The organism is Nocardioides lacusdianchii, from assembly GCF_020102855.1.
GTDB lineage: Bacteria > Actinomycetota > Actinomycetes > Propionibacteriales > Nocardioidaceae > Nocardioides > Nocardioides lacusdianchii.
Genome location: NZ_JADHZD010000003.1, coordinates 190790 through 204412, shown reverse-complemented (window position 1 = coordinate 204412; position 13623 = coordinate 190790). Strand labels below are relative to the sequence as shown.

The window sequence follows — 13623 nt, the reverse complement described above, 5'->3', positions numbered from 1 at the left end:
CCGCCAAACCCGTGCGTCCGTACGCCGTGACCCGGGCCGCGGTGCCTCGTTGACGGAGCAACCACACTCCAACCTCGGGAGGACCCCGTGCGTCCCAAGCCCCTCCTCGCCTGCGCGGCGAGCGTCCTCGCAGCCTCGGCGACCTTCGCCGCCGCCGGCACCGCCTCGGCCGCCGACCCCGCCGGCGCGACCACGACCCAGGCCAACGTCTCCGACTTCCTCGCCCGCCAGCTCACCACGCTGTCCGGCCGGACCACCGTGATGGTCCACGGCACCTCGCTTGCGGCCGCGCGTGACGCCGTGGCTGCGGCGGGCATGGCGAAGAAGGGCGAGTTCGAGTCGATCGGCGTCGTCATCGCCAACGCGACGAAGAGCCAGGTCCAGGCAGTGCGCAGCGCACCCGGCGTGACCTACGTCGAGGGCGGCGCGCAGCCGATCGAGTTCTTCCAGGAGACCTCCAACACCGCCACCCGCGGCGCCGAGGCGGCTGCCACCCTGACCGGCGCCGACGGCTCCGCGCTGACCGGCAGGGGCGTCAGCGTCGCGGTCATCGACTCCGGCGTCGACCCGACCCACCCCTACTTCAAGGAGGCCGACGGCTCGAGCGCCGTCGTCGCCAACCTCAAGGCGCTGTGCGAGCCCCTCACCGAGACCTGCTCGGTCCAGCGGCTGCCCAACGTCATCGACACCGACACCCTCTCCGTCGGCGGTCACGGCACCCACGTCAGCGGCATCGTCGCCGGCCGACCGACCACGCTGACCGACGGCGGCAAGCTCCAGGGCGCCGCACCCGGCGCCAAGCTGGTGTCCGTCTCGACCGGCGCCGGCATCGTCATCCTCGGCGCCGACTCCGCCCTCAACTGGGTCCTGGAGAACCACGAGGCGCCGTGCGGCGCCGGCGTCCCGGCGACCACCTGCCCGCCGATCAAGGTCACCAACAACTCTTACGGCCCCACCGGCGGCGGCGAGTTCGACCCGGAGTCCGCGACCGTGAAGCTCCAGCGCGCGCTGGCCGCCGAGGGCGTCGTGACGGTCTGGGCCGCGGGCAACGACGGCGGCGACGGCTCGACCAGCCTGACCAACCCGCCCGGCCAGGACCCGACCGGCGGCATCCTCTCGGTCGCCTCCTACTTCGACCAGGACACCGGCACTCGCTCCGGCATCGTCTCGGAGTACAGCTCGCGCGGCCTGTCCTCCGACGCCTCCACCTGGCCGGACATCTCGGCACCCGGCGAGAACATCACGTCCTCGTGCCGGCTCTACCTCGCCATCTGCTCGACCGGGCTGGACTTCCGCAACGGTCCGGGCGTGCTCGACCTCGGCACGTTCAACACCATCAGCGGCACCTCGATGGCAGCCCCGCACATCGCGGGCATCGTCGCCCAGCTCTTCCAGGCCGACCCGTCCGCGACGCCGGCCGAGATCGAGCAGGCGCTGAAGGTCTCGGCGCACAAGTACGCCGACGGCGCGGCCTACGAGGCCGGCCCTCTCGGCACCACGTCGTACGACAAGGGCTACGGCCTGGTCGACGTCGTGGCCGCCGTCGCAGCCCTCGGGTGATCCACCGGGGCTGACCACAGACCCTCTCCGGGGAGGGACACCGCGCAACAGGGGCGCGGTGGACCGGCGGGCGGGAGTTCTCGGACTCCCGCCCGCGTTCTGCATTTGGTTGGATGAACGCAGGGTGGGGTGAGGCATGGAGATCGAGTTCAGCGGCGAGGTCGTCGAGTGGCGCGGACCCGCGCCCTTCCACTTCGTACGCCTCCCGCTCGACGCGGCCTACCTCGTCGACGAGGTCAAGGCCGAGGTCGTCTACTGGGGCGTGGTGCCCGTGCGCGCCCGCATCGGGGACACCGGGTTCACGACGTCGATGTTCCCGCGGGAGGAGACGTGGTTCCTCCCCTTGAAGGACGCCGTACGCCGCGCCGAGCGTGTCGGGCTCGGCGACGTGGTCGACGTACGCCTCTCCGTCGGCAGGTAGTCAGGCGCCGGCGCGGACCGCACGGCTGCGACGCATCGTGAGGTGGAGGCTGAGCCCGACGTAGTAGACGACGTAGGCCACCGAGATCGCCAGCCACACGCGACTGGGATCGGGGAGCTGCACGAGGAGCACTCCGTAGCTCACCAGCCACAGGCAGGTGAGGGCGAGCGTCGTCCTCTGGAGCAACGTGGTGCGCGAGGGGTAGACGTAGCCGACGGGCACGAAGACGAGCACGGCGCACACCAGCAGCACGGCGGCGACGGCCGCGGGCCGCAGGTCGAGGACCACGACGTAGAACGCAGCGATGTTCCAGTAGCTGGGGAAGCCGAGGAACAAGTGGTCCTCGGTCTTCGCGTCGACCCGGCAGAACTGGTAGGCCGAGGCGAGCAGCGGCACCACCGCCAGCACGGTCGCCGAGGTGCCGTCGCCGAGGTGGCCGGTGCTCCACAGCAGCAGCACCGGCATGAAGGCGTAGGTGATGTAGTCGACGATGTTGTCCAGGAGCGCGCCGTCGAACCACGGGACGTGGCGCTTGACCTGCACCCATCGGGCGAGCATCCCGTCGGTGCCGTCGACGAGCATGGCGACGAGGAACAGCCAGAGCGCGCGGACGGTGTCGCCCTCCATCACGGCGACGAACATCAGGAAGGCCAGGACCACGCCGGAGGCCGTGTAGGCGTGGACCAGCCAGGCGGCGACGATGTGGCGGTACGACGATTCGGCAGGCACGCGCCGGATCATGTCAGGCGCGGATGACGATCGGAGGCAACCTCCGGCGGCGCGGCCGCGTCCTCACTGTGCGCCCCGGCCCGCGGGGCGCTCGTGGAAGAACGGAACAGCACCATGCGCACCACCATCCTCGGCTCCACCACCCTGGCGGTGGCGGCCACCCTCGCGCTGACCCAGCTCGCCCCGGCCAGCGCCGACAGCATCGGCGTCACGGATCCGAAGGACCTCGCCCACGGCGCCGACCTCCGTTCGGTGCAGGTCGAGCACAAGGCCCGCACCATCGTCGTCACGACGACCCACACCGACCTGCGCGAGTCCTTCCGGTCCGGCTCGTCCGGTGCGGTCTACCTCGACACCGACCCGACCGACCCGGGGCCCGAGCACGTCTTCGTGGGCGGCTACTTCGTTGGGACCGACTACCAGCTGCTGACCACGGACGGCTTCGGGAACGGGTCCTGGGGGGAGCCCGTCGAGGGGTCGTACGCGATGCGGATCGACTACGACGCCGAGCACGCGCGGATGCGGATCTCCCGCGCGGCCCTCGGCTCGCCGGACGAGGTCCGCGTCGCCGTGAAGGTCGCGGGCTCGCGCCCCGACGGCAGCAACACCCGCCGCGACTGGCTCGGCGAGCCGCGCAGCTTCACCGAGTGGGTGTCCTCCCCGGTGGTCGAGTAGGCGAGCGAGGAACGAGCGAGGCGTATCGAGACCTGCCGAGGCCCGGGCTACTTGACGACCCGGACCTCCTGCGGCCACCCGCACCCCTCGGCGACCCGGGCCGCCCACATCTTCGCGGTGTCGAGGTCGGGGACCTCGATGATCGTGATCCCCCCGAGCTGCTCGGTCGTCTCGGTGTAGGGCCCGTCGGTGACGACCATTGCCCCGCTGGTCCCGTCGGCGCTGAACGCCTGGTCCATGTCCTCGACGAGCCCGCCGGCGAAGACGAGGACGCCCGCCTCCTCCATCTCGCGGACCACGGCCGTGGACGGCTCGACCCGGCTCCGGAACCACTCCTCGTCGTGGTCCCCGACCCACTGCTGGTGGAAGTAGATGGCGTACCTGGTCATGGAAGATCCTCCGTCGCGGCCGCCCCGTGCGGCCTGTCACCACTGTGACGGACGAGGAGCAGCGAGATCGACATCCGGCGAGCCGTGGATCCGGCTTGACACAAATGGGGTATATGGGCGGGATTTATAAAGATCCGGTCAAGTTTCGTCGCAGCCAGTGTTAGCGTCCTGTGGTACCAGTCAAGACCCCAGGTGATGCGAGTGGTAGTTCGCCCGCGCTCTGGGGGTGACGGCCAGGACGCGCGGCCCCCACGGGGCCCGGTCCTGAGGACGCGGGTGTGCGCCTTCCACGGCGCCCGGACGCGTGTCGGGGGAGCTGTCGCCGAGAAGACCCGTGTCCACTGACAGCAATCTGGAGAGATTCCCCCATGACGTCCCCCCTCGCTGGCGCGAGCCCCGCCCGGCCTCGTACGGCGGTCGCCCTCCTGGCCACCGTCACGGCCGCTGCGCTCGCCTTCCTGCCCCTCACCACCGCCTCCCCGGCCCCGACGGCACTCGACTCGTCCCGCACGGCGGCGTACGGCATCTGGTCCGACTCGACCGTTCCTGCGGTTCCGTCCGCCAAGCGCGCGAAGAGCGCCACCCTGGGCCTGGTGTTCAGCAGCACCACCTCGGGTCGGCTGCGCGGTGTGCAGTACTACGCCGCCGGCGCGAACCGCCGGGCCACGACCGGCTCCCTGTGGAACGCCTCCGGTCGTCGGATCGCCTCGGTCAGCTTCCCGAGGACGACGAAGAACGGCTGGAAGACCGCGTGGCTCAGGTCGCCGGTGAAGATCCGGGCCGGCAAGAAGTACACCGTGTCCTACCGCGCGCCGAAGGGCCGCTACGCGGTGCAGCCCGACGTCTTCGCCGACGGCCGGACGCGGTCCGCGAACGGCCTCACCGCCCACCGCGGCACCATCGGCAACGACCGAGGCCGTCCCACCAAGGCACGGCGCGGCGCGCACTACTTCATCGACGTCGTCTTCGCGCCGTTCGGCACGACCTCGACCACGACGCCCACCACGACTCCCACCACGACTCCCACCACGACGCCCACCACGACGCCCACGACGACTCCCACAGGCGTGCCGGCGCCTGCCCACTTCCCGACCCCCACCTCGGTCGGCCCCGCCACCGAGCCGACGATCGCCTACGGCGGCGACTGCACCTTCGACGCCAGCGAGAGCAACCTGGTCATCGACAACCGGGTCGTCGACTGCGGCAGCACCGGTGTCCGGTTCGCCGCAGGGGCCACCGGCATCGTCTTCCGCAACAGCGTGATCCGCGGCCAGATGTTCACCGCCGGCAACGCGCCCGGCGACCCCGGGGCCGAGAACGCGAGCCGTGCACCGGTGTTCACCGTCGAGGACTCCCGCATCGTCCAGTCCTCCACCGCCAACGCGCAGGACCGGGCCCTGTGCTGCGCCCACTTCGTGGTGCGGAACTCGCTGGTCCAGGGCACCCACAGCGGACTGTGGGCCTACAACAACGCCACGCTGGTGGGCAACTACATCACCACCGACGGCACCGACTCCCACTCCAGCGGCATGCGCGTGCTGAAGAACACGACGCTGCGCGACAACACGGTCGTGTGCAAGCCGGTCACGCCCGGTCAGGACGGCGGCTGCTCGGCTGCCGCGGTGTTCTACCGCGAGTTCGGCGTCACGCAGAACCTGACGATCGAGCACAACTTCTTCAAGCTCGACCCGGTCGGCGGCCCGTGGTTCGCCACCCGGTTCGCCGGGTGCAACACGGCGGACGACTGCGTGAACATCCGCTTCACCGGCAACCTGTTCAGCCAGGGCTGGGGCGCGGACGGCGGGGAGTTCCCGAACGACGCAGGTGACGTGTGGTCGGGCAACTACTGGACGGACGGCACACCGGCCCTGTCGGACCAGTCCCGCTAGGGACGGACCGGTGCCACGTCAGGCGGTCTCGGGGAACTTCACTCCGGTGTTGGCGTGGCAGCGGTAGCCGAAGGGGTTCTTGGCCAGGTACTGTTGGTGGGCGTCCTCGGCGTAGAAGTACGGCGTCTCGCTCGACGGACGGATCTCGGTGGTGATCTCCCCGAGACCGCGGCGCGCGAGCTCCTCGCCGTACACCTTGGTCAGCTCACGGGCGGTCTGCTCCTGCTCGGGAGTCGTCCAGTAGATCGCCGAGCGGTACTGCGTGCCGACGTCGTTGCCCTGGCGCATGCCCTGGGTCGGGTCGTGGATCTCGAAGAACTTCTTGAGCAGGTCGGCGTAGGACACGACCGCGGGGTCGAAGACGATCCGGATCGCCTCGGTGTGTCCGGTGCGGCCGCTGCAGACCTCCTCGTAGGTCGGGTTCGGGGTGCTGCCACCGGCGTAGCCGACCGACGTGGACCACACGCCGGCCACCTGCCAGTAGATCTCCTCCGCGCCCCAGAAGCAGCCGAGGCCGAGGATCGCGACCTCGAAGCCCGCGGGTGCGTCGGGGGTGATCACCGGCGCGTCGAGGACCACGTGGTCGCCCAGGCTCCACATCGACTCCGAGCGGCCGGGGAGCGCCTGGTCGGGGGTGGGCAGGGAGGTGGGCTTGCCGAAACCGAACATGCCCCCATCCTCCCTCGGCGGACAAGTCCTGCGTGACGAGGCGGGCATCGGTGAAATTACGCGGTCTAGTCGTCGTACTGCCACGGATGCGCGCGCCGACGGCCGGGAGGACGGTGGGTCCATCAGCTCGTCTCGTGGAAAGGAACGCCCATGTCGTCTCGTCGATCGGTGAGGAGGGCCCTCGTCGCCCTCCTGGTCGGGGTCCTGGTCGGTGGCGGCCTGATGGCCGTCACGCCCGCCGGGGCCCAGGTCAGCAGCTCGGTGGCCACCAACTGGAAGAAGATCTGGAAGAAGAACCTCAAGCCCCTCGCGGACAAGCGCTACTACACCAAGGCGCAGAGCGACGCGAAGTACCAGCCGAAGGGGTCCTACGAGACCGCCGGCTCGGGCTACACCAAGGCCGAAACCTACTCGAAGACGGAGACCTACACGAAGGCGGAGATCGACGCGAAGGTCGCACCGCTCGTGAACTCCGTCGCCGCGACGGCCGGCGGGGAGCAGATCGTGGCGCTGACGTCGGCCGACCAGGTCGTCAGGTCGGTCAGCATCATGCCGCCGGCCAACGGCAACGTGATCGTGTCCTCCAGCGCGTACGTGTGGGCGTCAGCCGCGGGCGACCTGGGAGCCCGGTGCTCCCTCACCACGACGGACGCGGTCGACTTCGACTTCCTGCAGTACGTCAACCTCCCCGGAGCCCTGCTCGCGGAGAGCGAGGTCGTCTCCGGCACCCGCGGCTTCGCCGTGACCAAGGGGAACCTGCTGACCGTCAACCTGGTGTGCGACGAGTTCTCCGGGACCGCGACGCTCTCCGACAGCGCGTTGACGGCGATCTTCGCCCCCAGCTGACCGACCGCACCACAGTTCTCCAGGGACGAACGGCCGCCACTCCGGGGGGAGTGGCGGCCGTTCGTCTGCCTCCCGGTCGTCCTCTGCCGACGCCCCCGGGCGCCACGGGGTCTACGCTCGCACCGTGAGCCAGGAACATGCCTTCAAGGCCGGGTTCGAGACGCGTGCGATCCACGCCGGCTACGAGCCCGACGCGATGACCGGGGCGGTCAACCCGCCCATCTACGCCAGCAGCACCTACAAGCAGGACGGTGTCGGCGGCCTGCGCGGCGGCTACGAGTACAGCCGCTCCGCCAACCCGACCCGTACGGCCCTCGAGGGCGCGCTCGCGGCCGTCGAGGACGGCGAGAAGGGGTTCGCCTTCGCCTCCGGCCTCGCTGCCGAGGACGCCATCATCCGGGCGCTGTCCGCCCCGGGTGACCACGTCGTCATCCCGGACGACGCCTACGGCGGCACCTTCCGCCTCTTCGACAAGGTCGCGAGGCTCTGGGGCACCGCCTACACCCCGGCGCCCGTCGCGGACACCGACGCCGTGGCCGCCGCCATCGAGCCGGGCCGCACGAAGCTGGTGTGGGTCGAGACGCCCACCAACCCGATACTCACCATCGGCGACATCGAGGCGCTGGCGACGATCGCCCACGATGCCGGCGCGCTGCTCGTGGTCGACAACACCTTCGCCTCGCCCTACCTCCAGCAGCCGCTGACGCTCGGTGCGGACGTGGTGGTCCACTCCACGACCAAGTACGTCGGCGGGCACAGCGACGTGGTGGGCGGCGCCGTCGTGGTCCGCGACCTCGACCTCGCCGAGAAGATCGGCTTCCACCAGAACGCCATGGGCGCGGTGGCCGGGCCCTTCGACGCCTTCCTCACCCATCGCGGCCTCAAGACGCTCGGCGTACGCATGGACCGCCACTGCGACAACGCGGAGCGGGTCGTGGAGTTCCTCGACGGCGACCCGCGGGTCACCGAGGTCATCTACCCCGGCCTCGCCGCCCACCCGGGCCACGAGGTCGCAGCGCGCCAGATGAAGCGCTTCGGCGGGATGATCTCCTTCCGCGTCGCGGGTGGCGAGGAGCAGGCCCTCGCGGTCTGCGAGCGCGCGGAGGTCTTCACCCTCGGCGAGTCGCTCGGCGGCGTCGAGTCGCTCATCGAGCACCCCGGCCGGATGACCCACGCCAGCGTGGCCGGCACGGACCTCGAGGTCCCCGCCGACCTGATCCGGCTCAGCGTCGGCATCGAGAGCATCGAGGACCTGATCTCCGACCTCGACCGGTCGCTGGGCTGAGCCCGGTGACCGCTCCCGTCGAGCCCGACATCCGCTTCTCGCTCGCCAACGAGCGGACCTTCCTGGCCTACGAGCGCACCGCGGTCGGCCTGGTCGCCGCCTCGCTGGCGGTCTTCCACCTGCTCGAGCCGTCGTGGTCGCAGCGCCTGCTGGGCCTGCTGCTCCTCGCCTCCGCGGCAGTGGCGGCCGCGGGCGGCTGGCTGCGCTTCCGGCAGGCGGACCGCGCGATCCGCGCGGGCCGTGACCTGCCCGCCGGCACCACGGTCCACCTGATGGCACTCGCCGTCCTCGTCGTCGTCGTGGCCGCCGGCATCTCGGTGGTGGTGTGAGCGCCGCAGCGACCTCCGTGGTCTGCGTCGACTTCGGCTCGACCTTCACCAAGGCCGCCCTGGTCGACCTGGCGACCGGCGACCTGCTCGCCTCGGCCAGCCACCCGACCACCCTCCCGGACGCGGCCGGGGATGGTGACGTCCTCGACGGGTACGACGCCTGCATGAGCGCACTCGCCGAGCAGGACCCCCGCACCCCGGAGGCCGACGTGCTGGCCTGCTCCAGCGCCGGCGGCGGACTGCGCATCGCGGTCGTCGGCAACGAGGAGCTCGTGACCGCCGAGGCCGGGCGCCGCGTCGCGCTGTCCAGCGGCGGCAAGGTGGTGCTGGTGCTCCACGGAGGCCTCGACCCCGACAAGCTCGCCGCGCTCCGGCAGGCCGAGCCCGACGTCGTCCTGCTCGTCGGCGGCACCGACGGCGGCAACGCCGAGGTGCTCGAGGGCGACGCGGCGTTCCTGTCTGCGGCCCCGTGGGTGGGCCCCGTGGTGGTCGCCGGCAACGTCGACTCCCAGCTGCTGGTCGCCGAGCTGCTCGCGGCCTCACAGACGCCGCACGTCCTCGCCGACAACGTCGTCCCGCGCATCGGCGTGCTGGCCCCCGACAGCGCCCGGCGTGCGATCCGCGAGATCTTCCTCAGCCACGTCATCGGCGGCAAGCACCTCAGCAGCCGCACCGACGCCCGCGGCCGTGCCTTCACCGAGCTGGTCCGCGGCGCCACCCCGGACGTCGTGCTCACCGGCGTCGAGCTGCTCGCGCGCGGGCTCGACGACGCGCACCCCGGCGCGGGCGACGTGGTCGTCGTCGACGTCGGTGGCGCCACGACCGACGTGCACAGCGTCGTCGAGCTCGACCCGGAGGACAGTGGGCTCGCCCGCGAGGTGGTCGCCACGACGCCGGTGACCCGCACCGTCGAGGGCGACCTCGGGATGCGCTGGTCGGCGATCTCGACGGTCGAGGCCGCCGGCCGCGACGACCTCCACGCCGCCGCCGTACGCCGCCGCGAGCAGCCCGACTTCCTCCCCGAGGACGCCCACGAGCGCGACGCCGACCTCGAGATCGCCGCCGCGGCCGTGCGGATCGCGCTGGAGCGCCACGCCGGTCGCAGCAAGGTCGTCGTCAGCCCCGAGGGACGCGTCGTCGAGCGCAGCGGCAAGGACCTGCGCGAGGTCGACCTGCTGGTCGGCTCCGGCGGCGTGCTGCGCCACGGCGGCCCCGACGCCGTACGCCGGGTGCTGCTCCCCGCGACCGGTGACGCCTTCGAGGGCGGCTGGCAGCTCCCACGTGACCCGGAGGTCGTCGTCGACCGCGACTACGTGCTGGCCGCCGCCGGGCTGCTGGCCGAGCAGGACCCCCTTGCGGCGCACCGGCTGGTGCGCCGCCTCGTCACGGGCGGGGATCGCCTACCGTGAGCGACGTGAGCGACCAGCCGTCCCGACGCGACGGGACCGAGGAGAGCGAGGAGTCTCGGCGCCGACGGCTCTTCGCCGCCCTCGGCCGCGGTGACGACGAGGACGGCCTGACCGAGCGCATCGTCGCGCAGTGGGTCCAGGCCCGTGCCGAGCGCCGCAGCGAGCCGGCCTTCACGACCGGCCCCTCCAACTTCAGCCGGGCCCAGGTGCCGTGGGGCCTCGACCTCGCCGCGGCCTGGTCGTGGCGGCTCATCGTCATCGTCGTCGCCGGCCTTGGCCTGCTGTGGACGATGCGCTACTTCGCGGTCATCACGCTGCCGATCGCCATCTCGCTGCTCTTCGCCGCCCTGGCGGTGCCCCTGGTCAACGCGCTGCGGCGCATCGGCCTGCCGCGGGGGCCCTCGAGCGGGATCGTGATGGTCCTCGGCATCGGCACCATCGCGCTCCTGCTCACCTTCGTCGGCCAGCAGGTGGCCCAGGGGGCCAGCGACCTCGCCGACTCGGTCGTCACCGGCCTCGACCAGGTGCGTGACTGGCTGCGCAGCGGACCGCTCGCGGTCTCCGACTCCCAGCTCGACGGCTACATCAAGGAGATCCAGGGCGCCGTCACCGACAGCACCGGCACCGACGGCGTCGTCACCCGCGTCACCGAGGTGGGCACCGCCGTCGGGCACGTGGTCGCCGGCTTCTTCATCGTGCTGTTCTCGACCTACTTCTTCCTCGCCGACGGCGACCGCATCTGGTCGTGGCTCGTGCGGCTGGCGCCCCGCGCCGCCCGCGAGCGCGTGGACGCCTCCGGACGGGTGGCGTGGGTCTCCCTCACCCAGTTCGTCCGTGCCACGGTGCTGGTGGCGATGGCCGACGCGATCGGCATCATGGCCGTCGCCTGGTTCCTCGACGTGCCCTTCGTGGTCGCCATCGGCGTGCTGGTCTTCCTCGGTGCCTTCGTCCCGATGATCGGTGCGACCATCGCCGGCAGCGTCGCGATCCTCGTCGCGCTCGTCGACCAGGGTCCGGTGACCGCGCTCTTCATGCTCATCGGCGTCATCGTCGTCCAGCAGATCGAGGGCCACATCCTCCAGCCCTTCCTGATGGGCCGCTTCGTCTCGCTCCACCCGCTCGGCGTGATCGTGGCCATCGGCTGCGGCGTGCTCGTCGCCGGCATCGCGGGCGCGCTCATCGCCGTACCCCTCGCCGCGGCCGCCAACGCCGTCGCGCAGCACCTCGCGACCTACACCGGCGTCGGCGACGAGGCCGACGAGGCGCTCCTCGACGACCTCGCCACCGACGGGATCCCACCCGACGCTGTGCCCGACAACGACAGCCCGGTCGGGGAGTCCGCGGAGCGGGAGAACCACCCCGATCTCCAGCCCGACCTCCAGCCCGACCCCGCCCCGCACAAGGACCCGTCATGACCGAGCAGGTGACCCTGGCCGACATCGTGGCCGCGCGTGAGCTCCTCGAGGACGTCACCGTGACCACGCCGATGGAGGAGTCGCGCTGGCTCTCCGCGCTCGTCGGCGGCCGGGTGTCGCTGAAGTGCGAGAACCTCCAGCGCACCGGGTCCTTCAAGTCGCGCGGCGCCTACGTCCGCATCGCCGGGCTGTCCGCCGACGAGCGTGCCCACGGCGTGGTGGCGGCCTCGGCCGGCAACCACGCGCAGGGCGTCGCCCTCGCCGCGACCACGCTCGGGATCGCCTCGACGGTCTTCATGCCCGAGGGGGCGCCGATCCCCAAGGAGAAGGCGACCCGTGGCTACGGCGCCGACGTCGTCTTCCACGGCCGCTACCTCGAGGACTCGCTCGCCGCGGCGCGCGCCTTCGCCGAGGAGACGGGGGCGGTGCTGATCCACCCCTTCGACCACGTCGACATCGTCGCCGGCCAGGGCACGCTCGGTCTCGAGGTGCTCGAGCAGGCGCCCGACGTACGCACCGTGCTGGTGCCGACCGGCGGCGGCGGGCTGCTGGCCGGAATGGCGATCGCGATCAAGGCGCTGCGCCCCGACGTACGCGTGGTGGGCGTGCAGGCCGAGGGTGCCGCCGCCTACCCGGGCTCCCTCGCAGCGGGGGAGCCGGTCGCGCTGGAGTCGATGCAGACGATGGCCGACGGCATCGCGGTCGGTCGCCCGGGCGACATCACCTTCGCCGCCGTCCGCGACCACGTCGACGAGGTCGTCACCGTGTCCGAGGAGTCGCTCTCGCGCGCCCTCCTCGCCCTCATCGAGCGCGCCAAGCAGGTGGTCGAGCCCGCCGGCGCGGCCGCCGTCGCGGCGCTGCTGGACAACCCGACCGGCTTCGAGACGCCGGCCGTCGCGGTGCTGTCCGGCGGCAACATCGACCCGCTCCTGCTGAGCAAGGTGATCCGGCACGGCCTCGCCGCCGCCGGTCGCTACCTCTACCTCCGCGTCTGCATCCCCGACCTCCCCGGTGGGCTCGCCTCGCTGCTGGCCGAGGTCGGCGCCGAGGGCGCCAACGTGCTCGAGGTCGCCCACGAGCGGATCTCCCCGTCGCTGACCCTCAACGAGGTCGAGGTGCGGATCCAGCTCGAGACCCGCGGCGAGGCGCACGCCGAGCACCTGAAGTCGCGGCTGCGCGAGCGCGGCTACCGCCTCGCCGACTGAGCGGTGGGTGACGCAGGTTCTGCGGTGTCGGACGCTGCCTCACGCACCGCTCGTCCGCCGAAATGCCGAGGAGCGGTGAGTGGTGCAGGTTCTGTGGTCCCAGAACCTGTCCCACTCACCGCTCCGAGGAGTGGCAGCAGCCGTGAGGCTCAGGCCTTGTAGGGCTCCGCATCGACGATCGTCACGCTCAGCTCCTTGCCGGTGGGCGCGGTGTAGGACACCTGGTCGCCCTTGGACTTGCCGTTGATCGCGGCGCCCATCGCCGACTCGGGCGAGTAGACGTCGAGGGTGTCGCCCTCGGAGAGGTTCTCGCGGGCGCCGAGGAGGAACTTCTCGGTGTCGCCGCCGCCGAAGTCGACGGTGACGACCATGCCCGGCTCGACGACACCGTCGTCGGGAGGGGTCTCGCCCACCTCGGCACGCCGCAGCATGTCCTCGAGCTGGCGGACCCGGGCCTCCTGCTTGCCCTGGTCGTCCTTGGCGGCGTGGTAGCCGCTGTTCTCCTTCAGGTCGCCCTCGTCGCGCGCGGCAGCGATCTTCTCGATGATCTCCTGGCGCTTGGGGCCCTTGAGGTCGTCGAGCTCGGCCTGCAGCTTGTCGTAGGCCTCCTGGGTCAGCCAGATGGTGCCCTGGTCGGTCATGTCGTTGCTCCTGCTTCGCGTCGGACCACGTGCGGGTGTGCCTCAGCGGCCCCGCACCGGGTCGGTTGGTGTCATCCGTCCGATCGGAGTCGGCGCGGCGGACATCGGCCAGCGCACCCGGACGGGCAGAACGATCAGGTTAGCAAGTCGGGCGCGAAAGC

General features: G+C 71.5%; 14 protein-coding genes. 10 read left to right on the top strand and 4 right to left on the bottom strand.

The genetic code is table 11. The features are described from left to right. The first annotated feature begins 87 nt into the window (after positions 1–87). Both IRX98_RS05590 and IRX98_RS05585 read left to right on the top strand, forming a co-directional pair. Positions 88–1560, top strand: a complete 1473-nt coding sequence (locus IRX98_RS05590; RefSeq protein ID WP_224274601.1) for a S8 family serine peptidase — start codon at positions 88–90, stop codon at positions 1558–1560. Between the two features lie 136 nt (positions 1561–1696). Beyond that, positions 1697–1981 (top strand): DUF1905 domain-containing protein, encoded by a 285-nt coding sequence (locus IRX98_RS05585; protein WP_224274599.1) that lies wholly within the window; start codon positions 1697–1699, stop codon positions 1979–1981. Here IRX98_RS05585 and IRX98_RS05580 read toward each other — a convergent pair whose 3' ends face one another. After that, positions 1982–2710: a CDP-alcohol phosphatidyltransferase family protein gene (locus IRX98_RS05580; protein WP_224274596.1), complete on the bottom strand. Its 729-nt coding sequence runs from the start codon at positions 2708–2710 to the stop codon at positions 1982–1984. It lies immediately after the preceding gene. Between the two features lie 114 nt (positions 2711–2824). Between IRX98_RS05580 and IRX98_RS05575 the strand changes: the two genes are divergently transcribed. Continuing rightward, entirely contained in the window at positions 2825–3385 is a 561-nt protein-coding gene (locus IRX98_RS05575; RefSeq protein WP_224274594.1) for a hypothetical protein, read from the top strand. A 47-nt stretch (positions 3386–3432) separates the two neighbouring features. Here IRX98_RS05575 and IRX98_RS05570 read toward each other — a convergent pair whose 3' ends face one another. Next, complete coding sequence (locus tag IRX98_RS05570; protein ID WP_224274592.1) at positions 3433–3774, bottom strand: YciI family protein; 342 nt, start codon at positions 3772–3774, stop codon at positions 3433–3435. 368 nt (positions 3775–4142) lie between these two features. On the opposite strand from IRX98_RS05570, the gene IRX98_RS05565 reads away from it, so the two are divergent. Beyond that, positions 4143–5663 (top strand): DUF4082 domain-containing protein, encoded by a 1521-nt coding sequence (locus tag IRX98_RS05565; protein ID WP_224274590.1) that lies wholly within the window; start codon positions 4143–4145, stop codon positions 5661–5663. 18 nt (positions 5664–5681) lie between these two features. On the opposite strand, the gene msrA is transcribed toward IRX98_RS05565, so the two are convergent. Continuing rightward, positions 5682–6332, bottom strand: a complete 651-nt coding sequence (gene msrA / locus IRX98_RS05560) for a peptide-methionine (S)-S-oxide reductase MsrA (protein ID WP_224274587.1) — start codon at positions 6330–6332, stop codon at positions 5682–5684. A gap of 150 nt (positions 6333–6482) precedes the next feature. On the opposite strand from msrA, the gene IRX98_RS05555 reads away from it, so the two are divergent. The 6 genes from IRX98_RS05555 (at position 6483) to ilvA (ending at position 12821) form a co-directional block, all read left to right on the top strand. Then, positions 6483–7178 (top strand): hypothetical protein, encoded by a 696-nt coding sequence (locus IRX98_RS05555; protein ID WP_224274585.1) that lies wholly within the window; start codon positions 6483–6485, stop codon positions 7176–7178. 124 nt (positions 7179–7302) lie between these two features. Then, positions 7303–8463, top strand: coding sequence for a cystathionine gamma-synthase (locus IRX98_RS05550; RefSeq protein WP_224274583.1), 1161 nt, complete (start codon positions 7303–7305; stop codon positions 8461–8463). 5 nt (positions 8464–8468) lie between these two features. Further along, positions 8469–8792, top strand: coding sequence for a DUF202 domain-containing protein (locus IRX98_RS05545; protein ID WP_224274581.1), 324 nt, complete (start codon positions 8469–8471; stop codon positions 8790–8792). Beyond that, positions 8789–10201 carry a glutamate mutase L gene (locus tag IRX98_RS05540; protein WP_224274578.1) on the top strand — a complete coding sequence of 471 codons (1413 nt, stop codon included), beginning with the start codon at positions 8789–8791 and terminating at the stop codon, positions 10199–10201. Before IRX98_RS05545 ends, IRX98_RS05540 begins: the two co-directional genes overlap by 4 nt. A 5-nt stretch (positions 10202–10206) precedes the next feature. Then, on the top strand, positions 10207–11616 hold the full coding sequence (locus IRX98_RS05535) for an AI-2E family transporter (RefSeq protein ID WP_224274576.1): 1410 nt from the start codon (positions 10207–10209) through the stop codon (positions 11614–11616). Next, positions 11613–12821, top strand: coding sequence for a threonine ammonia-lyase (ilvA, locus tag IRX98_RS05530; RefSeq protein ID WP_224274574.1), 1209 nt, complete (start codon positions 11613–11615; stop codon positions 12819–12821). Before IRX98_RS05535 ends, ilvA begins: the two co-directional genes overlap by 4 nt. Before the next feature lie 149 nt (positions 12822–12970). On the opposite strand, the gene greA is transcribed toward ilvA, so the two are convergent. Next, positions 12971–13462 (bottom strand): transcription elongation factor GreA, encoded by a 492-nt coding sequence (greA, locus tag IRX98_RS05525; RefSeq protein ID WP_224274571.1) that lies wholly within the window; start codon positions 13460–13462, stop codon positions 12971–12973. Positions 13463–13623: the final 161 nt, after the last annotated feature.